The following is a 22,264-nucleotide window of genomic DNA, read 5'->3' on the forward strand; positions in this document are numbered from 1 at the left end:
TAAGGCTGCATTGTCGACTCGCGGCGTAGATCACAATCAGGATCATTTTTGCTTCTGATAAGTCAATTTCCATTGATTAGCTAAATCGTTTTAGCTAAAAATACTCTCAGTGAAATTAAGAAGTTTAAGGTAAGAATGATGAGTACGATTTGGGTGACTGGTGATGCCGTGGTTGATTTGATTCCGGATGCCAACGACACATATTTGAAATGTCCTGGCGGAGCACCTGCTAATGTCGCTGTTGCTATCGCACGATTGGGCGGCACGGCTGCATTTTTTGGCCGTGTGGGGCTTGATCCTTTGGGTCGCTTTATGAAGGAAACGTTGACCAACGAATCCGTCAATACCGATTTTATGTTGCTTGACGAGGCACAACGGACGTCTACTGTCATTGTCGATCTGGATGATTCTGGTGAGCGTAGCTTTACCTTTATGGTCAAACCAAGTGCTGATCAGTTCTTGCTTCCTACAGATATTCCTTCTTTCACGAAGGAAGATTGGCTGCATGTGTGTTCCATCGCTCTGGCAAACGAGCCAAGCCGCAGCAGTACTCTAAAAGCAATGCGAGACGTTAAAAAAGCTGGTGGCTTTGTTAGCTTTGATCCTAACCTTCGAGAGGAGGTGTGGGCGAATCCAGAGCAACTGAAACCTGTGGTTCACCAAGCCATAGAACTGGCAGATGTCGTCAAGTTTTCAGACGATGAGCTACTTTTCTTAACCGATACCATCTCTTTAGAAGAAGGCTTAGAGGCGGTCAAAGTTTACAATAATACTCTCGTCTTAATCACTCAAGGTGCGAAAGGCGCACTGACCGTCTTTGAAGGAGAGCAAGAGTTGATTGCTGGTCAAGCTGTAAAACCAGTCGATACGACGGGTGCTGGCGATGCGTTTGTCGGTGGTCTACTCGCGAAATTAGCTCAGCATACTGAATGGGCGAATAAAGAGGTTATTCACGCCGCGGTGACATGGGCGAATGGTTGCGGCGCGTTAGCCACAACTCAAAAAGGCGCAATGACAGCATTACCAACTCAGGATGCCCTCATCGATTACATCTAGATTAAAGAAACAATCGACCAATAGAAAAATCCCCGCAAGTGAACTGACCCCCAATAGTTGGACACCAATTATTGGGGGTCTCTTTATGTCCAAATATAGCCGAGCATTTAAGTGTGCGGTCGCCAAACAATATTTACTGGGTGAGTGTTCATCTTACGAACTTTCTCAAACTTACTCCATTGCACCACGCATAATACGTTACTGGGGAAAAGTGTTTGAGATTCATGGTGCTGATTCATTTAAGCCTCATGATTTCGCTAAAAATGCTCAAACCAAGCTCCAAGCGTTAAAAAAAATGTGGACGAATGGCTGGTCTATCAACCACACTAGTGCGGTATTAAATTTCTCCTCCTCTGGAACACTCTCCGTTTGGCTTAAACAGTACAAACAATATGGCATTCAGGGGCTTGAACGTAGTAGAGGACGATCACCAATGAGTAAGCACCCTTTTATCCAGCAAAAAAGTGATGATGAAAAAACGCTGGAGGAGCTAAAAGAGGAGTTAGCCTACTTACGCGCCGAGAATGCCGTTCTAAAAAAGTTAGAAGAGCTGGAGCAGGAAAAGCCTCGCCGAACAAAGAAAAAGCGAACGTAGCTCTAGCTCTTAAAAGCTGTTATCCACTAAAACACCTTTTGCATGCCTTAAAGTTAGCGAGAAGTATTTTCTATTATCATGCGAAGCCAAATAACGACGCCGAACAGTATCAAGATGAAAAGAGTCTAATAGAGCAAATTTACCATGAGCATAAAGGCAGATATGGGTATCGTCGTATTCACTTAGAGCTACGAAGACAGGGCGTTATGCTTAACCACAAAACGGTTCAACGGCTCATGGGTCAACTAGGCTTGAAGTCTACCGTCAGACCCAAACGGTACCGCTCTTACAAAGGAGAAGTGGGAACTGTGGCCCCCAATGTTCTTGAACGAGACTTTAAAGCGACGAAGCCAGATGAGAAGTGGGTAACTGATGTCACTGAGTTTAAAGTTAAACAGCAGAAAGTCTATCTATCACCAATCGTTGATCTGTTCACACAGGAAGTTGTGGCTTATAAGGTCGCAAAAAATGGGCGTCTACCTCTGGTCACTGAAATGTTGACAGACGCGGTTGCGACTTTAGGCGAAGGCGCTAAGCCAATCGTTCATAGCGATCAAGGGTGGCAATATAGGCATAAGAAATATCAGAAAAAGCTATCTGAAAGTTGCTTAACACAGAGCATGTCGCGGAAAGGAAACTGTCTAGACAATGCAGTTGCGGAGAACTTCTTTGCCTTACTGAAAACAGAAATGTACCATAACCAGCACTTTGAAGATGCTGATGACCTGATCGCTCATATTGACGAATACATCGAGTATTACAATACCAAACGAATTAAAGTGAAATTAAAAGGCCTGACTCCGATAGAGTATCGAAATCAGGCCTTGCAAGCCGCTTAACAGAAATGTCCAACTTTATGGGGTCACTTCACAAGTGCGGGGATTTTTTGCAACCATATCTAGCTTTGACTAAAAGGCGCTTTAATCGGTTTATAACGGCGGAATGTCGCGGTTTTCTCTTCGCCTTGAATCGAAATTTTCGTCGCATCTTTATCCGTGAATACACGCGACGTCATTACCGCTGCACCACCGTTTACGAACACTTCAAGCGAAGAATTATCGGAAAGAATACGAAGTTCAATACGCTCACTCGCCAGTGGCAGCTCACGAATCGTATCTTGGGCACGATTAAGTGTTTGTGAACGATTCATTATCAGACGTCGGTTGTCTTCATCCGCTCGTAATACGAATTTCTGCGCGGTGTTTTCAAATAGATTTAGTTCGTCGCCCCAATCTAACGTAACCGTCAGATCAAAGGACTTAGTCCCAATATCCACGCCATTCGCATCCAATTTGATCTCAGAAGAAGACTCAATCAAGGATTCCATTTCAAGAATAGGCCACTGGTATAAAGCACCATCCCGATACGACAGCTCTCTCATCGCAGTAAGCTGGTGTACCCAACCGTTATCGGTGCTTGGCTGATCCACTTCGTCGGGCAATCCCATCCAGCCACACATTACACGTCTGCCATCCGGAGTTTGCATACTTTGCGGTGCGTAAAAATCAAAACCGTAGTCTAAATGCTGAAAGTCACCCATTCTCAAGCCATCACCATCAACCCATTGCGCTTTCACAATTCCATTATGATGAGGAATGGTATTGTGTTCAGAGAATGATGGAATACCTTGTGGGCCAATAACGACAAACAATTGTTCATTCAACGTAAACAAATCCGGGCATTCCCACATGTAACCAAAATCACCCATCTCGTCACCAAATAAACCAACGAACGCCCATTGATACAAATCTTCAGACTGGTAAATAGCCAGACGCCCTTTCAGCTCTGTCGTCTGTGCACCGAGCAGCATTAGCCACTTATCGTTATGACGCACGACTTTTGGATCTCGAATATGTGGGGTGACATTAGGTGGCAGAGCGTCAATGACGGGGCCATGCTTGGTGAAGTTCAAACCATCGCTAGAGGTCGCTAAACATTGGGTCGTTTGTCTGTCCCGCTCTTGTCCTATGCGGGTATTCCCGGTGTAGAACAGCATCAACTCTTTCCCCTGACTTAATGCGTGTCCAGAAAACACACCGTGGCTGTCACACCAAAGTGAAGGCGTCAAAGCGACGGATTGCCACTCCCACTCAACCAAGTCTTGGCTCGTTAGGTGCACCCAATGTTTGTCCTTGTGTTCACAGCCATAGGGAAACCATTGGTAGAACAGGTGATAAGCACCATCATGATAAATAAACCCGTTGGGATCGTTGAGTAACCCCTGCGGTGGAGAGATATGCCAGGATGGGCGATATTCGCACTCAACAGGCTGCTGTAAAGCAGAAAAATGTTTAGATTGCTCGGCCGCAATATCATCCCCCACTTTGAGCAACACCTCTGCGCTCAAGCTCTCTGGACGGGAGAATGTTAACTGAGTCTCCCCCTGAATCTGATCTCGGGCTTTTATCAGCTCAGAATCCTGAACCAGACGCTTATCCCGGACTTCTATCATAAGGTCTTTTTCTGTAAGCAGAGTACGGGTGATATTTTCAATACCGCCACAAACAGCAAAGTATGGTGTTAAAGACATCAGTTTACCTAAACATTTAAATTGGGAACGTTTGCAAAATTAGCATAGCATCCATTAATTTCCTAGTTTTCCACATATTTTAAGTAGCCATAGTTGAGGTAGGTCTTGTTTTTAGACCCGATAATGTCCATTAAACCCCATTATCTTCACTTTTAATTGGGAACGTTCCTTATTTATCATGCTCGTTTATTTTGATTTACTGACTGAAAGTATAAAAAAACCCTGCCGAGTTGGCAGGGTTTTTAAACACTCTAATTAGAGAAGAGTTGCGATACGCTTAGTCACGTAGAGTTGCACCAAACTTCTCAGATACGTGAGCAACGATAGCTTCTACCGCACCCGCGATGTCTGCATCTTCAAGCGTGCGCTCTACTGATTGTAGAGTCAGAGCGATTGCAAGGCTCTTCTTACCTTCTTCAACGCCTTTACCTACGTAAACGTCGAATAGTTTCGCATCTTTCAGGAATTCGCCACCCTGCTCTAGGCAAGCATTAACAATGTCACCTGAAGCAATTGCGTCATCCACTACTACCGCGATATCACGACGGTTTGAAGGGAACTTAGAAAGTGCGACTGCTTCTGGAATCACTTTAGCGTTAATAGCAGACCATTCGATTTCGAATACGATAGTGCGGCCGTTTAGACCAAACTTACGCTCAAGCTCTGGGTGAACCGTACCGATTACACCTACTTCTTTGCCATCTACGATGATTGCTGCAGATTGACCTGGGTGAAGTGCTGGGTGCTTCGCTGCTGCGAACGAGTATGCTTTTTCGTTAGCAGAAAGCTCAAGAATCGCTTCAAGATCACCTTTAAGATCAAAGAAATCAACTGTGTTAGTTTCGATGTCCCAGTGCTCTTCGCTACGAGTACCAGCGATAACACCTGCTAGCATAGGCTCTTGGCGCATACCGTTTTCAGCAGATTCACATGGGATGAAACGCAGACCGTATTCGAATAGACGAACGCGTGGCTGTTGACGTTTCTGGTTGTGAACAACCGTGTTCAACAGACCTTGGATAAGACCAAGACGCATTGCTGACATATCTGCTGAAATTGGGTTTGGAAGCACTAGCGGCTCAACACCCGGAACGACCAGTTTTTGTTGCTCAGGCTCAACGAAGCTGTAAGTAATTGCTTCGTGGTAACCACGGTCAACAAGAAGATCACGAACGCGTTTAAGTGGAAGATCCGCTTCAACGTGGTTGTGCATCTTAAGCGCTGCCGCTGGGTGCTGGTTTGGAATGTTGTCGTAACCGTAGATACGGCCAACTTCTTCAATCAGATCCTGCTCGATAGCGATATCGAAACGCCATGTTGGAGCAATAGCAACCCAACCTGCTTCACCGTTTTCAAGAACAGAAGCTTCAACCGTTAGACCAAGACGCTTCAGGATTTCTACAACGTCAGCATCTGCGATGTGGTGACCTAGTAGGTTGTCTAGTTTCGCGCGACGTAGTGCTACTTTGTTTGGCTTAGGCAGGTCTGCTTCAGACTCAACCGCAACAACAGGAGCCACTTCACCGCCACAGATTTCAACAAGAAGTGCTGTTGCACGTTCCATTGCGCTTGCTTGAAGTGCGTAATCCACACCACGTTCATAACGCATTGAAGAATCAGTATGCAGACCGTAGCTACGCGCGCGACCACGGATGTGGTCAGGTGCAAAGAATGCACACTCAAGTAGCACATCTTTAGTTTCTGATGTTACACCAGAACCTTCGCCACCAAAGATACCAGCAATAGCGAGTGCTTTGTTGTGGTCAGCGACAACTAAAGTATCTGCGTTTAGCTCTGCTTCGCTACCGTCAAGAAGTGTTAGCTTCTCGCCTTGCTCAGCCAGACGAACAACGATGCCGCCTTCGATCTTCGCTAGGTCGAACGCGTGCATTGGTTGGCCTTGCTCAAGCAGTACGTAGTTTGTGATGTCTACTACAGGGTCGATAGAGCGGATACCACAACGACGCAGTTTTTCTTGCATCCAAAGTGGAGTTTCAGCTTGAACGTTTACGTTCTTAACCACACGGCCCATGTAACGTGGACACGCTGCTGGCGCTTTTACGTCGATAGATACTGTATCTTCAATAGAAGCAGCAACGGCTTCTACTGCAGGTTCAGTTACATCAGCGCGGTTAAGTACGCCTACTTCACGAGCCATACCACGGATGCTGAAACAGTCAGCGCGGTTTGCTGTTAAGTCTACGTCTACCGTTACGTCGTTTAGACCTAGGAATTCGCGGAAATCAGTACCGATCGCTGCGTCTTCTGCCAGTTCCATGATGCCGTCTGATTCTACGTCGATACCTAGTTCAGTAAATGAACAAAGCATGCCGTGAGATGGCTGACCACGTAGTTTTGCTTTCTTGATTTTGAAATCACCAGGAAGCACTGCGCCTACTGTAGCAACTGCAACTTTTAGGCCTTGACGACAGTTAGGCGCACCACAAACGATGTCCAGAAGTTCTTCTTCGCCCACATCGATTTTAGTTACGCGTAGTTTGTCTGCATCTGGGTGTTGACCACATTCCACAACGTGACCAACTTTTACGCCAGTAAATGAACCCGCTACAGGAAGAACGTCGTCTACCTCAAGGCCGGCCATTGTAATTTGGTGAGTTAGCTCGTCAGTAGTAACCGCAGGGTTTACCCACTCACGAAGCCATGATTCGCTGAATTTCATGTTAATGAACCCTCTGGATTACTTGAACTGTTTTAGGAAACGAAGATCGTTCTCGAAGAACGCACGCAGGTCGTTCACGCCGTAACGAAGCATTGTCAGACGCTCAACACCCATACCGAATGCGAAACCAGAGTATTTTTCAGGATCGATGCCTACGCTACGTAGTACGTTCGGGTGAACCATACCGCAGCCTAGTACTTCTAGCCATTTACCGTTTTTACCTTTCACGTCTACTTCTGCTGAAGGCTCAGTGAATGGGAAGTAAGATGGACGGAAACGTACTTCTACTTCCTCTTCGAAGAAGTTACATAGGAAATCGTGCAGAATGCCTTTCAGCTGAGCAAAGTTTACGTTCTCATCAACCAGCATACCTTCCACTTGGTGGAACATTGGCGTATGCGTTTGGTCGTAGTCGTTACGGTATACACGGCCCGGTGCGATGAAACGGAATGGTGGTTTGCCATTTTCCATCGTACGGATCTGTACGCCTGACGTGTGAGTACGAAGCATCAAATCTGGGTTGAAGAAGAAAGTATCGTGATCAGTACGCGCTGGGTGATCAGCGGCAATGTTTAGCGCATCGAAGTTGTGGAATGCATCTTCGATCTCTGGACCAGACTCAGTGTTAAAACCAAGTTCGCCAAAGAACTTCTCAATACGTTCTACAGTGCGAGTTACTGGGTGTAGACCACCATTTTCAATACGACGACCTGGCAGGGTTACGTCGATGGTTTCAGCAGCTAGTTTTGCTTCAAGCTCAGCGCGTTGAAGCGCGTCTTTGCGAGCAGCGATTGCTTGCTGAACGGCACCTTTCGCTTTGTTGATCTCTTGACCAGCTTCACGGCGCTCTTCTGGTGGTAGTTTGCCTAGGCTTTGAAGCTGAGCAGTTAGCTCACCTTTCTTACCTAGATACTGAACACGCACTTCATCAAGTGCGACTAGCGATTCGGCAGCTTCAATTGCAGTGCTTGCGCTAGCAATGATCTCTTCTAGATGTTGCATCGTTTCCTCATCTACCTGTTGGTAGTATCCATAAGGGAGTGATTGGTTTTTTGATAGCTGTACATAGTAGCCAAACCAGACACCAATGCCAAATTGAATTACGAAAAGAAGAGGTTATTGAATAAAAAGAACACAAAAACGCAAAAAAAGCAGTGTTGTTATTAAATTGAGCCGAATTCATCTGAGTTGATTACGGAAAATGAAACTCGAACAACGCGTGATTTTCACAAAGAACAACTAATCAAAGGGAAACCGTAAACATTCACGGCGAGAGTATTTCGAAGCTGCAGTAAGATACCGCTACTATTTCAAACCAATGTCTAATTCAGACATCCCATGGTTTAAGAAATAGTAGAGATACCAACAAGCGAAGAATAGTTAGATAGATAAACTCGGCTTTTCACCCGCGGATGCAATCGCATAGCGAATGTCGTCAATAAAGTGCGTGTTTGTCTCAGTAATGCCATCAGAGAATGTGACAGGTTGATGCGGGCCAGCTAATACGACGATGTTGGTGAAATCCGAGACGTCATAGTTCTCTGCGACAACATTCTTTGAATGGAAATCAAGCACTGTCTTGGCGACAATGTCTTCAAGCTGTAAAAGCTGCTCTTCAGTGATCTTCATCCTTGCCAAAGCAACACGGACACAGTTCTCAGCGGCAATGGCCTGCTTTTTAATGATTTCTGTGTATTTATCGTTAAGCTTCGAGTTCTCAGCATAGCTGTAAAAAAGCGGACCATGGAGGGTAATATTGTTCTCTTCATCAACATAGACGAGATCCAACAGCTCAAGAGCCTTGAGATAATCAGACATGCTCTGTTTAGACAGCTCATACTTTTTCTTCAAAATAGAGTAACCGTCTTTACCACGTAGCATCCTTAACTCACGATAAAAGTCGTAAAGGTGTGGGTATTGGAAAAACACTTCATCTTGAGTGCGGCTGAAGTAGTCTTCGTCTTCACCTTGAAGCTGGTCTGCTAGCTTTTGCAGTTCATCTAACGTGCAATCAATGGCTCTGCAGTATTCGAGTAATTTATCTAGAGCTAGGTTGGTACTGGTTAAATGTCTTTTAAAAGTGGACAACGGCATGCCCATTTTTTCAGATAGCTCTCGATATGTTAGCCCTTTTGTCTTAATCGCTTGTCTTAAAGCGGCTAGCAAATACTCGGGAGTCAAATCTCTCATCTACGATTCCTTTTTGGCAAAGTTACAGCTGCACAACATTTGTAACAACTTAGAATCACTTAGCTAGTGAATAGTTCATATTTTTATCATAAAAATATGAATTAATATACCGCCCCTTACATTCGCATGACAAATGGCGCATTGAAAAATGCTGTTGATTTCAGTATTCCCAACAAATCTTATTGATAATAAAAACAAATAAATTCAGCATTTATTTAGACACTTACAACATTCCGTTCATAAACTTCAGAATGTTACACCATAGAAATTATACCATTTCAGAATGTTACACTTTACCCACCCAAAACAGAAAATGAATAATAATTCACACAATGCGCAGTAAAATACAATTTATCAATCTAGGGGAAATTGCCAGCGGCCCCTCCCCTTTACGACATTGAAACCGTGGACTTTGGTAAAACCATCATCGAATTGGATTAACCTACTATGGCAAGCGTAGAACTTAGCAGTTGGACTGAGTAATGGCTTTCACCTGCTCACAGACAAGTATGGTATGACAGCTGGAGAGAAGATAAGAGCAGTAGAGATAAGGGAATTGAGAGAAATATGAGTGATTGGCTTTTAAAGGCAATAAAAAAGGAGAGCTAATGCTCTCCTTTTCTTAAACCTAAACTGCTAATTAAAGAGCAGCTTTCGCTTTTTCAACTAGAACTGCAAATGCAGCTTTGTCGAATACTGCGATGTCCGCAAGGATCTTACGGTCGATCTCGATAGATGCTTTCTTAAGACCGTTGATGAAACGGCTGTAAGATAGACCATTTTGACGAGATGCCGCATTGATACGTGCAATCCAAAGTTGACGGAATTGACGTTTCTTAGCGCGACGGTCACGGTAAGCGTATTGACCAGCTTTAGTAACTGCTTGGAAAGCTACGCGGTAAACACGTGAACGCGCACCGTAGTAACCTTTAGCTTGTTTTAGAACTTTCTTATGACGTGCACGAGCTTGTACACCACGTTTTACGCGAGGCATTATGCTTCTCCTAAACTAAACGATTGATAACTATAAAGAATTAAGCGTATGGCAACATACGGATTACTGCAGCCACTTCACATTTAGGAAGGATTGCATTTGGACGTAGTTGACGCTTGTTCTTAGTAGTACGCTTAGTCAGGATGTGACGTTTTGTAGCGTGCTTGTACTTAATACCACCAGCAGTTTTCTTGAAACGCTTAGCAGCACCTTTGTTGGTTTTCATCTTAGGCATGATGAATAACTCCGCATTGTAGTAGTTTAATAAACAATGTAATTAGGGCGAACAAAACCCAACCGCTAACCTTCTATTCAAAGGGAATCGGCTAGGTTTTAATTACTTTATGAGCCGTTAATTACTTCTTTTTAGGGGCTAGCACCATGATCATCTGACGACCTTCAATACGGCTAGGGAAAGATTCAACTACAGCTAGTTCTGCAGTGTCTTCTTTCAAGCGGTTTAGAACGTCGACACCGATGTCTTGGTGTGCCATCTCACGGCCACGGAAGCGAATTGTTACCTTCACCTTGTTGCCTTCTTCTAGGAAACGCACCAGGTTGCGTAGTTTTACCTGGTAGTCTCCAATATCAGTTCCAGGTCGGAATTTTACTTCCTTGATCTGAATCTGCTTTTGCTTCTTCTTCTGCTCTTTCGCAGCCTTGCTCTTTTCAAAGAGGAATTTACCGTAGTCCATCACACGACAAACTGGCGGCTCAGCGTTAGGACTAATCTCAACAAGATCCATACCTGCTTCTTCAGCAGCAGCAATCGCTTCTTGGATCGATACAACACCAACTGATTCACCGTCAGCGCCTGTTAGTCGAACTTCACGAACGCCACGAATTTCACCGTTTAAACGGTGTGGGTTTTGTTTTACCGGCTGTTGGCCGCGTCTTCCGCCTTTAATAGCTTATTCCTCCAGATTGAGCTTACGGCTTGAAATCTCGTCTTGGATGTAAGAGATAAAATCATCCACCTTAAATTTACCGAGATCTTTACCTTTACGAGTACGCACTGCAATTTCGCCAGCTTCCATTTCTTGGTCACCAACGACAAGCATATACGGTACACGCTTCAAAGTGTGTTCGCGGATTTTAAAGCCAATCTTCTCATTTCTCAAGTCCGCTTTAGCTCTAATTCCACTTTTTTGTAATTTTTGTACTACTTCTTGAACATAATCTGACTGTTTATCAGTAATATTCATAAGAACAGCCTGTTCTGGTGCCAACCAAGTTGGGAAGAAACCAGCATATTCTTCGATAAGGATACCGATGAAACGTTCTAGGGAACCTAGAATTGCACGGTGAATCATTACCGGAACTAGACGTTCGTTGTTTTCACCTACATAAGTTGCACCTAAGCGACCAGGTAGGTTGAAGTCTAACTGAACCGTACCACACTGCCATGCACGATCTAGACAGTCGTATAGCGTGAATTCAATCTTAGGACCGTAGAATGCACCCTCGCCTTCTTGAATCTCGTATGGAATTTCCATTGATTCTAGAGAAAGTTTCAATGCTTCTTCAGATTGATCCCAGATTTCATCAGAACCTACACGTTTTTCTGGACGAGTAGACAGTTTCACTACGATGTTGTCGAAACCAAATGTTTGGTACGTATCGTAAACCATCTTAATACAGCTTGTTACTTCCTCTTGGATTTGACTCTCTGTACAGAAGATGTGAGCGTCATCCTGAGTAAAGCCACGTACACGCATGATACCGTGTAGTGCGCCTGATGGTTCGTTCCGGTGACATGAGCCGAACTCTGCCATACGTAGTGGTAGGTCACGGTACGATTTTAGACCTTGGTTAAAGATCTGAACGTGACCTGGACAGTTCATTGGCTTGATTGCGTATTCACGGTTCTCAGAAGAAGTTGTGAACATCGCATCTGCGTATTTGTCCCAATGACCAGAGCGTTCCCAAAGAACACGGTCCATCATCAGTGGGCCTTTTACTTCCTGGTAGTCGTACTCGTTTAGTTTGTCACGAACGAACACTTCTAGATCACGGAAGATAGACCAGCCATTGTGGTGCCAGAACACCATACCCGGTGCTTCTTGCTGCATGTGGAACAGGTCTAGTTGCTTACCGATTTTACGGTGGTCACGCTTCGCAGCTTCTTCAAGGCGAGTTAGGTGAGCCTTAAGCGCTTTCTTATCGTGGAAAGCCGTGCCGTAAATACGCTGAAGCATTTTGTTGTCGCTGTTACCACGCCAGTAAGCACCCGCAACATTCAATAGCGTGAAATGTTGACAGAAGCCCATGTTAGGAACGTGAGGGCCACGACACATGTCGATGTATTCTTCATGGTGGTAAAGACCAGGACGATCATCACGAGATACGTTTTCGTCTAGGATTTCCACCTTGTATGGTTCGCCACGTGATTCAAACGTATCACGCGCTTCCTGCCAGCTTACTTTTTTCTTAACAACTTCGTACTTGGTCTTCGCCAGTTCTTTCATACGCTTTTCAATCTTCTCAAGATCTTCTTGCGTTAGAGACTCGTCTAAGTCGATGTCGTAGTAGAAGCCGCTATCGATGGTTGGACCGATCGCCATTTTAGCTTGTGGGTAAAGCTGCTTTAGAGCGTGACCAAGAAGGTGCGCACATGAGTGACGAACGATTTCCAGACCGTCGACTTCATCTTTTACTGTGATGATCTCAAGGCTTGCGTCTTCTTCAATTAGGTCACACGCATCAACACGGTTACCGTTAACACGACCAGCGATAGTTGCTTTTGCAAGACCAGGACCGATCGATTGCGCAACTTCCATTGTAGATACTGGGTTGTCAAATTGACGCTGACTGCCGTCAGGAAGAGTAATAATAGGCATGCTATGTCCTTTACAGTGGTGTTGCATACCAAGCAACACATGTTATTCAAATTTAGAAGCTATTTGTTGGAAAATAGTTGAATTCGATGAAGGTCTCTCGGTAATACGAATACCGGACCATTATCGGAAGAGCAGATTGTACCTAGCTCACAATTAGAATGCAAAGAGCGATTTACTCTGTCATTTAATCTTCACCCATCGGTCGCTAAACACAAGCAAAAACGGTTAACACAAAGAAAAGAAAATAAAAATCGGAAACCAGAATGTAAATTTAACACTATATTTACATTAATGAGTCATTTCCGTTTAGGTATTCATATGATCAAAATGAGATGGCATCCTACCCTATTTTGCACTGTTGTATGTTTCTCAACCCCTGCATTGGCCGCAAATGACTTTTATGGCCCGCTCCGCGCCTACGCTCAATCACCGATACAATCGGTTAGTCATACTAATTACTTACGCTCAGGATTTAGTTTGCCTTCAGATTACATTGAAGGTTATGCATCAGCCACAATAGCCAGTGTCTGGGCTCATACGGATGAGTACGCTTTGGATTATTACCATAATCAGGTCGAGGTTGGTGGAAAATGGCAAATCAGCAGCCGCTGGCAGTGGGAACTCAACTATCGCTGGGTATTTGAAGCCGATAATCATCTGGACGGTCTTACGAGAAAATTCCATGATTTATTTAGTATCGATCAAAATGGACGAGACGAAGTTGGCAAAGGTCGCTCTTACATATCAATGCCCCAATACGGCGTTTTTGAGGACGACTTTAGCAGAGAAACCATCGCCAATAATATTTCCACTTACGTCCAATACCAGATATTTCAAAGCAAACAGCATGGCTTGTCGCTCGGTGGCAGCCTTTATTACGACAAGGTTACTCACGGCACTTTTAAAGGAAGCAGTTTTGAACAAGGTTTTCAGGTCAACTATAGCTATCTGAATAGCGACCATGCCATTTATTCAATGATAGGAATGACCTTTCGTCCTGACGACCGTGCAATGCTCAACTTACCCTATCGAAAGAACACGGCTGCAATTTCAGCTGGCTATCGTTACTCCCTTGCCGAAAATCACCATATGATCATTGAGTACCACTGGTACCAAGGTTCAGCTGCAGGCCCGGACGAATTTGCCGATGCCGCCAAAGAGATTAAAGTTGGCTATCGTTACCTAATGCAAAACTCTGCTTTGGAGCTCATCGCTATAGAGAATGTGGGAAACATGGACAACAGTACCGATATCGCATTTACGATTGGCTATCGGTACTTATTTAGGCCGGGATCAGACAGCTAATCCAATTATAAACTTAAAGTTGGAGCAATCGCTGCGGCGACTTGAGCATCTGTCGCACTGATCGGCAAAGTAAATGAACGATACTGGTCTCCAGACAAGCTGAGCGAACGGTCGATTTCTGCTAAACAGTGGATGACTTGCCCGTCTAAAATGAAGGAAAGTTCAATTTCTTTCGAAGAGATGAAACCATTGTTACGGAACTCCAATTCCTGATAGATACCTGAGCGCGAAGAGAAAGAACCGCCGCGCAAGAAACCTTTTTCAACATCCGCTTTCACCATTGAAAATCCGGCTTGTTCGATCGACTGAATGACTCGTGATACCACTGGCAGCGGCTTAACTTCAATATAGTCGCGGTCACGAGGGTCCATCGCGAAGTCAATATCTAAGGTTGTTTCTAACCAAACGTGGCACTGATTTTTTAATGCGTTGACCAGAGTAATGGGTGTTTCATCATGTAACTTCAACTGAAACGGCACTTGCTTTTCTTCATTGGCTTGAATCACAAAAGGCTCAACAGCTTTCAACTGATCAAGCGTAAACGTCCCGTATCTGACGCTGTCATCCACTTCTACTTTCATTTCCGTATTCAGTTTGATGGTGATTGCGTCAATGCGCTGTTCTACATCGCCACCAATAATTTGGACATACCCTGTAAGCGTTGAACCCTGGTAAACACTCATCTCGTCCAAAATGGTATCCACTTTTGCCGAACCAATACCTAATGATGCTTTTAACTTTTTAAACATTTCTTCCCTTACGTCTCTATCATTTTTATTTTGATTGTGACCTATTTACACAATTGCTTCGTGCGCTTCAAGCTATAGACATCGAGAATTCGGGCTATTTCCCTTATCGATGAAAAATAACCACACGTCTCCCACATTCAGCATCAGAGTCACTCACGCAATGCTGTGACTAAACCAGCCATATTGATACCCGTTGGAGAGAACTGTTTGCTATTTTTCCTTAAATTGAGCACTATTTGTATAGTCAATTAAAGGAGCTCATTATGTCTGCGCCACTCTACATGCAAATTAAGCAATTTATCCTCGATAAAATTGAAACCGGAGAGTGGATGACCGGACAACGTATCGCAACTGAGTTCGAATTAACGGAACAATTTGAAGTCAGTAGAATGACCGTGAACAAGGCGATTCGAGATCTCGTGAATGAAGGCAGACTTCAACGTCGCCCGCGGCTTGGCACATTTGTTTGTGATCCGGTTGAGAAATCGGAGTCACCATTGCTAGACATCCGCAATATTGCTGCAGAAGTGAGGGACCGCGGCCGTGAGTATCGCAGCAAGGTTCTAAAACAGGTTGCGATTAAAGCCGATGCGACCATCGCAACAAAACTTGGCGTGATGCTGGGCACCACCGTATTTTACAGTGAAATTATCCACTACGAAGACAGCACGCCAATTCAGTTGGAACTGCGCTGGGTCAACAGCCAATATGCACCAAGCTATCTGGACCAAGACTTCACTCATATCACGCCTAATCAGTTTTTGTCAGACAACTGCCCGCTCAGTGCCATCGAACACACTGTGGAGGCTATCGTTCCTGATAACCGCATAAAGCTTGATCTCAATATGTCATCCAATGAGCCTTGTCTTCTCCTAAACCGAAGAACCTGGAGCCAGGACAAATTGGTCAGCACGGCTTTACTTTACCATCCAGGGAATAAATACAAACTGAGTTCCAAAGTGCTGATTTAAACGAGTGGGAATAACAATCCTCCTACTCTTCGATCACACCTTTACAACATCAATCTTGTCATCGATACTTTCTTGCTATACATATTTGTATATACATTTAAAACTACAAACCATATAGGATATAAAAATGGACTTGCTGATTGAAAATGCGCGTCTGGTCACTATGACGCAAGGGGAAGCAGGATATCTGCCTACATCACCTGCGCGTGTCGGGATTCAATCTGGGAAAATTGTCGCCATCAGTACTCGTGCCTTTGGTGAGGACGAACCTCAGATCGAGTCACAGCTAGATCCACAGCTCTACCCTCAAAGTTTCGATCTGCAAGGCAAACTGATGATGCCAGGTTTGATTGATTGCCATACTCACCTTGTTTATGCAGGCAATCGCGCGAACGAATTCGAGATGCGTTTAAACGGTGTGCCGTATCAGGAGATCGCTCAACAAGGCGGTGGTATTCTCTCTACCGTAAAAGCAACAAGAGCGGCCACTGAGGAGCAACTCGTCGAACTCGCACTTCCTCGTTTAGACGGGCTGCTCGCTAGTGGCGTGACTTCAATAGAAGTGAAATCAGGTTACGGGTTAACACTCAATGACGAACTCAAAATGTTGCGTGCAGCAAAAGCACTAGAGCAAGAACGAAAGGTTAAGATAACTACTACGCTGCTTGCTGCGCATGCACTACCACCAGAGTTTGCTGGTCGCGCGGATGACTATATTGAACATATTTGTCAGGACATCATCCCACTCGTTGCAGAAGAAAAGCTCGCCACCAGCGTCGATGTTTTTTGTGAATCTATCGGCTTTAACCTAGAGCAGACAGAAAAAGTGTTTGCCACAGCAAAACAACACGGCTTAAAAGTAAAAGGCCACACAGAACAGTTATCTAACCTTGGTGGCACCGCGCTTACTGCACAGTACAACGGCCTCTCTGCCGATCACATTGAGTTCCTCGATGAAGAAGGTGTTATTGCGCTGTCAAAATCAGAAACGGTCGCAACCTTACTGCCCGGTGCATTCTACTTTTTGCGTGAAACGCAACTGCCACCGATTGAGTTACTGAGAAAGCATCACGTACCGATGGCGATCGCAACTGATGTTAACCCAGGTACATCACCATTTTCCGATATGACCCTGATGATGAACATGGCGTGTACCCTATTCCGTCTGACGCCTCAAGAAGCACTACGAGGTGCAACCCAACATGCAGCAAAAGCACTGGGCTACAAAGATACTCGAGGAGCGATAAAAGTTGGCTTTGATGCCGATTTCTCGATTTGGGATATCGACCATCCAGCAGACCTTAGCTACCAAGTCGGTGCAAAACGTCTGGTAGGTCGTATAGTAAATGGTGAATACATTGCACATGGAGGCCTTTAAGATGTCTCAATCCGATCTACATAATCCGCTATTTCACTGGCAAGGTCGTCATGATGCCGAAGATGGTAAGCTTGGCCAACGTATCCACCATGTTGTCCAACATCAGCCAGCTCACGAGCTGGAAAAAGTGGCGCAAGGCGTTTCAATATTAGGCTTTGCTACCGATGCTGGCGTAGCAAGAAACAAAGGCCGCGTCGGAGCGAAGAAATCGCCTGATTTAATCCGTCGAGCACTGGCGAATCTTGCTTGGCACAAAGATGCCCCAATTTACGACCTCGGAACGGTGGTATGTGAAGACGATTTGTTGGAAGAAAGCCAGGCTCGTTGTGCAAGTACCATTGCTCAAGCACTTCCCCACTCGCCAGTCATTGTGTTGGGCGGCGGGCACGAAATTGCATGGGCCTCATTTTCCGGACTTGCGGAGTACTTTAAGTCACATCATCCGGATAAAAAGCCGAAAATTGGCATTATCAATTTCGATGCGCACTTCGATCTGCGTGCTTTCGAAAGCCAGATAGCCGATGTGAAGCCAAGCTCCGGTACCCCATTTAATCAAATTCATCACTTTTGCCAACGCAATGACTGGGCATTCCACTATGCGTGTTTAGGGGTGAGTCGCAGCAGCAATACTCAGGCTCTATTCCAAAAAGCGGATGACTTAAATGTGTGGTACGTAGAAGATCATCAGCTTAGTTATTTGAACCTCAGCTACCATCTGACGCAACTGCAGCATTTTATCGACGATTGTGATTACCTGTATCTGACGATTGACTTGGACGTATTTCCAGCGGCAACGGCTCCTGGTGTGAGTGCGCCAGCTGCTCGTGGCGTGAGTTACGATACGATTGCGCCATTCTTAGAGCGTATTCTTCATTGTAAAAACAAGTTGATGCTGGCAGATGTTGCCGAGTACAACCCAAATTATGATGTCGATAGCCAAACGGCACGCTTAGCGGCTCGTTTATGTTGGGACATTGCCAATGCAATGGCAGAGAAGTAACTCTAGTTATTATTTAAACTTCTTTCATTAATGCAGTATTTAAAAGGCTCTACCTAAAGTGTGGGGCCTTTTTGTGTCTATACTTCTATCATATAAGTGAATACCTAGATATCGCCGTGTCATGAACACTTAGGCCTCTGGCTTTATAGGTATTAAAAGTAATTCAAGTGTGCGTTTTTACACATTTATCTTTCGATGAGCATATCATGGTGAAGATACGATGAAATCTCACTGGATGGACCATTGCCCGTCAGTGTTTCGCATATAATCCCTTACAGTTTTGGTTACTACGTAAAAATTATGTTTCTAACACCTTATTTTTCTAACAATGAGCACCAGTTTCAGTTCACTCGCGAGCAGGCAAGTCACTTTGCGAAGCGCGTAGCTGGCGATTACAACCCAATCCATGATGAAGACAACAAACGCTTCTGTGTACCTGGCGATCTACTGTTTGCCGTACTGCTAAGTAAAGAAGGCATCAGCCAAAAAATGCGTTTCAACTTCTCTGGCATGGTAAATGACGGCGTTGCGCTTCATATTGAGAATAAGTGTGAGAAAGAAAGTGCAGTTGTTGATGCAGCTGGCAAAGAATATTTGCACATGTCTCGCGAAGGTGAAACCAACCGCGACCCAGCATTTATTGAACATGTAGTGACGAATTACGTTCAGTTTTCTGGCATGAACTTCCCTCACATCATGGTTCCTCTTATGGAAGAGCAGCAAATGATGATCAACTGCCAACGCCCATTAGTGATTTACGAAAGTATGGAAGTTGAATTCTCTCGTCTGGATCTAACCCATCCGGAAGTAGAATTTACAGGCGCAACTTTCGACGTAGACGGCAAGCGTGGCGTAGTAACATTGAACTTCGCGTTCAAAGAAGATGGTGAAGTTGTCGGTAACGGTATTAAACGTATGGTTGCAAGTGGTTTGAAACCTTACGACCAAGAAGCTGTTGATGATTTGGTCACGCGCTTCCATGAGCGTAAGGACGCATTCTTAGCAAAGTTCGTTGAGGCAGCGTAATTACTGCCTCATATTCCTAAGAAACCAAATTCTAGCGGTAACGACTTAATGCGTTACCGCTATTTTTTTAGCCCGTCTTACTTCGCGTTTCTTGCTGACTGAATCATTGCCTCAATATAGGCAGGTCCGGTTGGACGAATTCCCGCTGGATTTAGCTCTTTTATCGAGTAATAGCCCGCTGTAATGTGATCGATACTGACCGTATCTACCACACCCGGAAGATTAAGTATGCGTTCCATGTAGCTGGAAAGGTTCGGATAATCTGCAATTTGCTTGCGATTGGTTTTGAATAAACCGTGATATGCCGCATCAAAACGAATCAAAGTAACAAAGGTACGGATGTCCGTTTCTGTTAGTTGGTTACCAACCAGATAATCTTGCCCTTCCAAACGCATTTCCAACTCGTCCAACATATCAAACACTTTGTTTACTGCTTCTTCATACGCAGATTGGGACTGAGTAAAACCAGCCTTATAAACGCCATTGTTGAGATCGTTGTAGATACGTGGGTTAAGTTCTTCAATCTCAGCAGAAAACGCCTCCGGATACAGTCTGATATCCGATGGAACAATCTCTTCAAAAGCCGTATCCAGCATTCGCAGAATATCCGCACTTTCGTTGTTCACCAGTACATTTTGTTTCATGTCCCACAACACGGGTACCGTTGCACGCCCAGTGTAAGTCGGGTTCGCACGCGTATATATTTCATGCATGTACTGCGATGAAAAAAGCGGATCGGTATCAGCACCATCATAACCACCGAATGCCCAGCCTTGTGATGTCATTTGAGGATTGACCACGGTGACAGGAATAATATCTTCCAACCCTTTCAGTTTACGTGCGATCAATGTGCGCGATGCCCAAGGACAAATTAGCGCAACATATAAGCGGTAACGTCCTGGCTCTGCGTTAAATCCCCCGGTTCCTGTAGGACCCGGGCTACCATCCGGAGTAATCCAGTTACGAAACTCGGAGACCTGTCGAACAAAGCGTCCCTTGTCATCCGCTTTTTGTAACGCTTTCCAGTTTTCTGTCCATTTGCCATTCACTAACATACTTTAATCCCCTAATTTTAAGCGCCGTTGAAAACGAATGAGCGCATTGAGATTGAACCTAGCTCGACACCTTGTGAGGTATAAATGAGTTCATCTTTCAAATTCGATGCTCCAGCGATCGTCAATGCTGGCGCATAATGCTCGAGTGTCGGGTTAGCCATTCGCAATAGGCTTCCCATAGAAGCAACATCGGCTAACGATTTAAAGTCACGGTTATTCAGTTGGTCAGCGACATACTGATCAAATTCAATCGCCCAATCGTGTGGTTTACCATCAAACTGCAAGGCTCTTAAATTGTGAACAATATTGCCCGAGCCAAGAATCAACACGCCTCGATCGCGCAGTTCAGAGAGCTTTTTACCGATGCTTAAGTGCCAGTTCATGTCTTTGGTGATATCAATGGATAGTTGAAACACTGGCACATCGGCAGCCGGGAACATTGAGTTCAACACTGACCATGCACCATGATCGAGTCCCCAAGTGTCATCAGTATGTACATGATGATCTGACAATAATGCAGCGACTTCTTTAGCGAGCTCTGGATGCCCTTTCGCCGGATATTGCTTCTCGTATAACGCATCTGGGAACCCGTAAAAGTCATGAATGGTACGAGGTAATGCAGATACATCGACCAGCGTACTACCTTGCGTCATCCAGTGCGCAGAAACCACTAGTATCGCTTGAGGTCTTGGCAATGTACGTCCCAGTTCCACCCAACTGCGTGTGAATTCATTATCCTCAATGACGTTCATTGGGGAGCCATGACCAAGGAATACCACCGGCATTCTTGGTGAAGCTTTAAATCTGTTTTTCAGCTTTTGAAGTGAGGACATAACGCTCATCGCTTTTCCCTTAAACTGTCAGTACCACAACATTGTGGTTCGTTTTAACTTGGTATGGAGAAATTATGTACGCAGCAAACTTTCAATACAATGACGATTATGTAGAATGATATTCAACAAAACGTTCCTAATTATGGAGTAGTACAATGGACTTAGTTGATGGTTTAAAAGCATTTGTCGCCACCGCACAAACAGGGTCTTTTACAGAAGCAGCACAAAGGCTCGGCGTTTCTAACCGAATCACTTCTAAATATGTCGCTCAGTTAGAGGAAAGGATTGGCGCACAGTTATTACAGAGAACGACTCGGAAAGTTGGCCTCACTCCCACAGGTCAGGCGTTGCTGGCCAGAGCCCCTACGCTATTAGACGAGTTGGATGACCTGCTTGGTGCCATATCAGAAGAATCAAAAGGATTGACGGGGGTGCTGCGTGTTTCTGCCCCACTAACCTTTGGAGAGATTTACATCACCGGGCTATTAAGTCGCTTTTCTGCCCTTCATCCTCAGCTATCGATTGATCTGCGTTTGAGTGATTCCTACGTAGACTTAGCTACTGAGGGCATTGATTTAGCGTTTCGTATCGGTCTGCCGGACACAGCAACACTGAAAGTAAGAAAGCTTGGAGAGATCACCAGTTGTGTCGTTGCCTCACCTGAATACCTGAAACAACGAGGAACACCAAATACACCTCAAGAACTCAAGGATCATTTCTGTATTATCGATACCAACCGAAGAGGTCACAACAAGTGGCTATTCTATCGCGGCAAACAAGAAACCGCCGTCGTACCTGAGAGGAACCTGATGGTGAACAGTGCCCGCATCGCAAAAGATTGGGCGATAGATGGACGTGGGATAGCGATTTGTCCGGATTTCGTTTTACAACACGATCTTGAAAGTGGAAGGCTGGTACAACTTCTCGGCGAATACAGCATGAATAAGCACCCGATTAACGCGGTCTATTTAGAAGGCAACGTAATACCGCGAAAAGTCCGGGCACTTATCGATTTCGTGGTAGAAGACTTCGCTCAAAGACCACCAGGTGCTATTTAGGCCA

The 22,264-nt window shown here is 44.9% G+C and carries 19 protein-coding genes and 1 pseudogene; 9 read left to right on the plus strand and 11 right to left on the minus strand.

The features are described 5' to 3' along the window. The first annotated feature begins 138 nt into the window (after nucleotides 1-138). The 3 genes and pseudogenes from cscK to L9Q40_RS12365 form a co-directional block, all read left to right on the plus strand. Nucleotides 139-1,056: a fructokinase gene (cscK, locus tag L9Q40_RS12355; RefSeq protein WP_498793442.1), complete on the plus strand. Its 918-nt coding sequence runs from the start codon at nucleotides 139-141 to the stop codon at nucleotides 1,054-1,056. Nucleotides 1,057-1,141: 85 nt separating this feature from the next. After that, nucleotides 1,142-1,651, plus strand: a complete 510-nt coding sequence (locus tag L9Q40_RS12360) for a helix-turn-helix domain-containing protein (RefSeq protein ID WP_498791700.1) — start codon at nucleotides 1,142-1,144, stop codon at nucleotides 1,649-1,651. Beyond that, a pseudogene (locus L9Q40_RS12365) lies at nucleotides 1,648-2,490 on the plus strand (IS3 family transposase); the annotation flags it as partial. The gene L9Q40_RS12360 and the pseudogene L9Q40_RS12365, both read left to right, overlap by 4 nt. A 59-nt stretch (nucleotides 2,491-2,549) precedes the next feature. On the opposite strand, the gene L9Q40_RS12370 reads toward L9Q40_RS12365, so the two are convergent. The 8 genes from L9Q40_RS12370 to thrS form a co-directional block, all read right to left on the minus strand. Beyond that, entirely contained in the window at nucleotides 2,550-4,181 is a 1,632-nt protein-coding gene (locus L9Q40_RS12370) for a glycoside hydrolase family 32 protein (RefSeq protein ID WP_498793443.1), read from the minus strand. 277 nt (nucleotides 4,182-4,458) lie between these two features. Further along, nucleotides 4,459-6,861 (minus strand): phenylalanine--tRNA ligase subunit beta, encoded by a 2,403-nt coding sequence (gene pheT / locus L9Q40_RS12375; protein ID WP_498793444.1) that lies wholly within the window; start codon nucleotides 6,859-6,861, stop codon nucleotides 4,459-4,461. An 18-nt stretch (nucleotides 6,862-6,879) separates the two neighbouring features. Then, the gene (gene pheS / locus L9Q40_RS12380) at nucleotides 6,880-7,863 is read right to left on the minus strand and encodes a phenylalanine--tRNA ligase subunit alpha (RefSeq protein ID WP_014231614.1); all 984 of its coding nucleotides are present in this window, start codon (nucleotides 7,861-7,863) and stop codon (nucleotides 6,880-6,882) included. A 378-nt stretch (nucleotides 7,864-8,241) separates the two neighbouring features. Then, nucleotides 8,242-9,051: a helix-turn-helix domain-containing protein gene (locus L9Q40_RS12385; protein WP_020333032.1), complete on the minus strand. Its 810-nt coding sequence runs from the start codon at nucleotides 9,049-9,051 to the stop codon at nucleotides 8,242-8,244. Between the two features lie 640 nt (nucleotides 9,052-9,691). Next, nucleotides 9,692-10,045, minus strand: coding sequence for a 50S ribosomal protein L20 (gene rplT / locus L9Q40_RS12390; protein ID WP_004727974.1), 354 nt, complete (start codon nucleotides 10,043-10,045; stop codon nucleotides 9,692-9,694). 40 nt (nucleotides 10,046-10,085) lie between these two features. Further along, the gene (rpmI, locus tag L9Q40_RS12395) at nucleotides 10,086-10,280 is read right to left on the minus strand and encodes a 50S ribosomal protein L35 (protein WP_005377932.1); all 195 of its coding nucleotides are present in this window, start codon (nucleotides 10,278-10,280) and stop codon (nucleotides 10,086-10,088) included. Between the two features lie 121 nt (nucleotides 10,281-10,401). Next, nucleotides 10,402-10,953: a translation initiation factor IF-3 gene (gene infC / locus L9Q40_RS12400; RefSeq protein WP_076633413.1), complete on the minus strand. Its 552-nt coding sequence runs from the start codon at nucleotides 10,951-10,953 to the stop codon at nucleotides 10,402-10,404. Between the two features lie 3 nt (nucleotides 10,954-10,956). Further along, nucleotides 10,957-12,885, minus strand: a complete 1,929-nt coding sequence (gene thrS / locus L9Q40_RS12405; RefSeq protein ID WP_065299506.1) for a threonine--tRNA ligase — start codon at nucleotides 12,883-12,885, stop codon at nucleotides 10,957-10,959. 318 nt (nucleotides 12,886-13,203) lie between these two features. Here thrS and L9Q40_RS12410 point away from each other — a divergent pair, with 318 nt between their 5' ends. Then, nucleotides 13,204-14,190 (plus strand): DUF3187 family protein, encoded by a 987-nt coding sequence (locus L9Q40_RS12410; RefSeq protein ID WP_118118269.1) that lies wholly within the window; start codon nucleotides 13,204-13,206, stop codon nucleotides 14,188-14,190. 5 nt (nucleotides 14,191-14,195) lie between these two features. Here L9Q40_RS12410 and L9Q40_RS12415 read toward each other — a convergent pair whose 3' ends face one another. Beyond that, nucleotides 14,196-14,939 carry a sporulation protein gene (locus L9Q40_RS12415; protein WP_498793446.1) on the minus strand — a complete coding sequence of 248 codons (744 nt, stop codon included), beginning with the start codon at nucleotides 14,937-14,939 and terminating at the stop codon, nucleotides 14,196-14,198. A 263-nt stretch (nucleotides 14,940-15,202) separates the two neighbouring features. Between L9Q40_RS12415 and hutC the strand changes: the two genes are divergently transcribed. The 4 genes from hutC (at nucleotide 15,203) to L9Q40_RS12435 (ending at nucleotide 19,314) form a co-directional block, all read left to right on the plus strand. Continuing rightward, on the plus strand, nucleotides 15,203-15,910 hold the full coding sequence (gene hutC, locus L9Q40_RS12420) for a histidine utilization transcriptional repressor HutC (protein WP_020333030.1): 708 nt from the start codon (nucleotides 15,203-15,205) through the stop codon (nucleotides 15,908-15,910). A 127-nt stretch (nucleotides 15,911-16,037) separates the two neighbouring features. After that, nucleotides 16,038-17,288: an imidazolonepropionase gene (hutI, locus tag L9Q40_RS12425; RefSeq protein WP_498793447.1), complete on the plus strand. Its 1,251-nt coding sequence runs from the start codon at nucleotides 16,038-16,040 to the stop codon at nucleotides 17,286-17,288. Between the two features lies 1 nt (nucleotide 17,289). Then, nucleotides 17,290-18,288 carry a formimidoylglutamase gene (hutG, locus tag L9Q40_RS12430; protein ID WP_498793448.1) on the plus strand — a complete coding sequence of 333 codons (999 nt, stop codon included), beginning with the start codon at nucleotides 17,290-17,292 and terminating at the stop codon, nucleotides 18,286-18,288. A 300-nt stretch (nucleotides 18,289-18,588) separates the two neighbouring features. Further along, the gene (locus L9Q40_RS12435; protein ID WP_014231605.1) at nucleotides 18,589-19,314 is read left to right on the plus strand and encodes a DUF3581 domain-containing protein; all 726 of its coding nucleotides are present in this window, start codon (nucleotides 18,589-18,591) and stop codon (nucleotides 19,312-19,314) included. Between the two features lie 77 nt (nucleotides 19,315-19,391). Here the strand turns inward: L9Q40_RS12435 and L9Q40_RS12440 are convergent, their stop codons facing one another. Together L9Q40_RS12440 and ygiD are read right to left on the minus strand one after the other, a co-directional pair. Then, nucleotides 19,392-20,369 carry a glutathione S-transferase family protein gene (locus L9Q40_RS12440; RefSeq protein ID WP_498793449.1) on the minus strand — a complete coding sequence of 326 codons (978 nt, stop codon included), beginning with the start codon at nucleotides 20,367-20,369 and terminating at the stop codon, nucleotides 19,392-19,394. Between the two features lie 17 nt (nucleotides 20,370-20,386). Next, entirely contained in the window at nucleotides 20,387-21,211 is an 825-nt protein-coding gene (gene ygiD / locus L9Q40_RS12445) for a 4,5-DOPA-extradiol-dioxygenase (protein WP_014231603.1), read from the minus strand. Between the two features lie 146 nt (nucleotides 21,212-21,357). Here ygiD and L9Q40_RS12450 point away from each other — a divergent pair, with 146 nt between their 5' ends. Beyond that, nucleotides 21,358-22,260, plus strand: a complete 903-nt coding sequence (locus L9Q40_RS12450; protein ID WP_020333026.1) for a LysR family transcriptional regulator — start codon at nucleotides 21,358-21,360, stop codon at nucleotides 22,258-22,260. The last annotated feature ends 4 nt before the right edge of the window (nucleotides 22,261-22,264 follow it).

Origin of the sequence: Allocatenococcus thiocycli (genome assembly GCF_921292965.1) — a bacterium.
GTDB lineage: Bacteria > Pseudomonadota > Gammaproteobacteria > Enterobacterales > Vibrionaceae > Vibrio > Vibrio natriegens.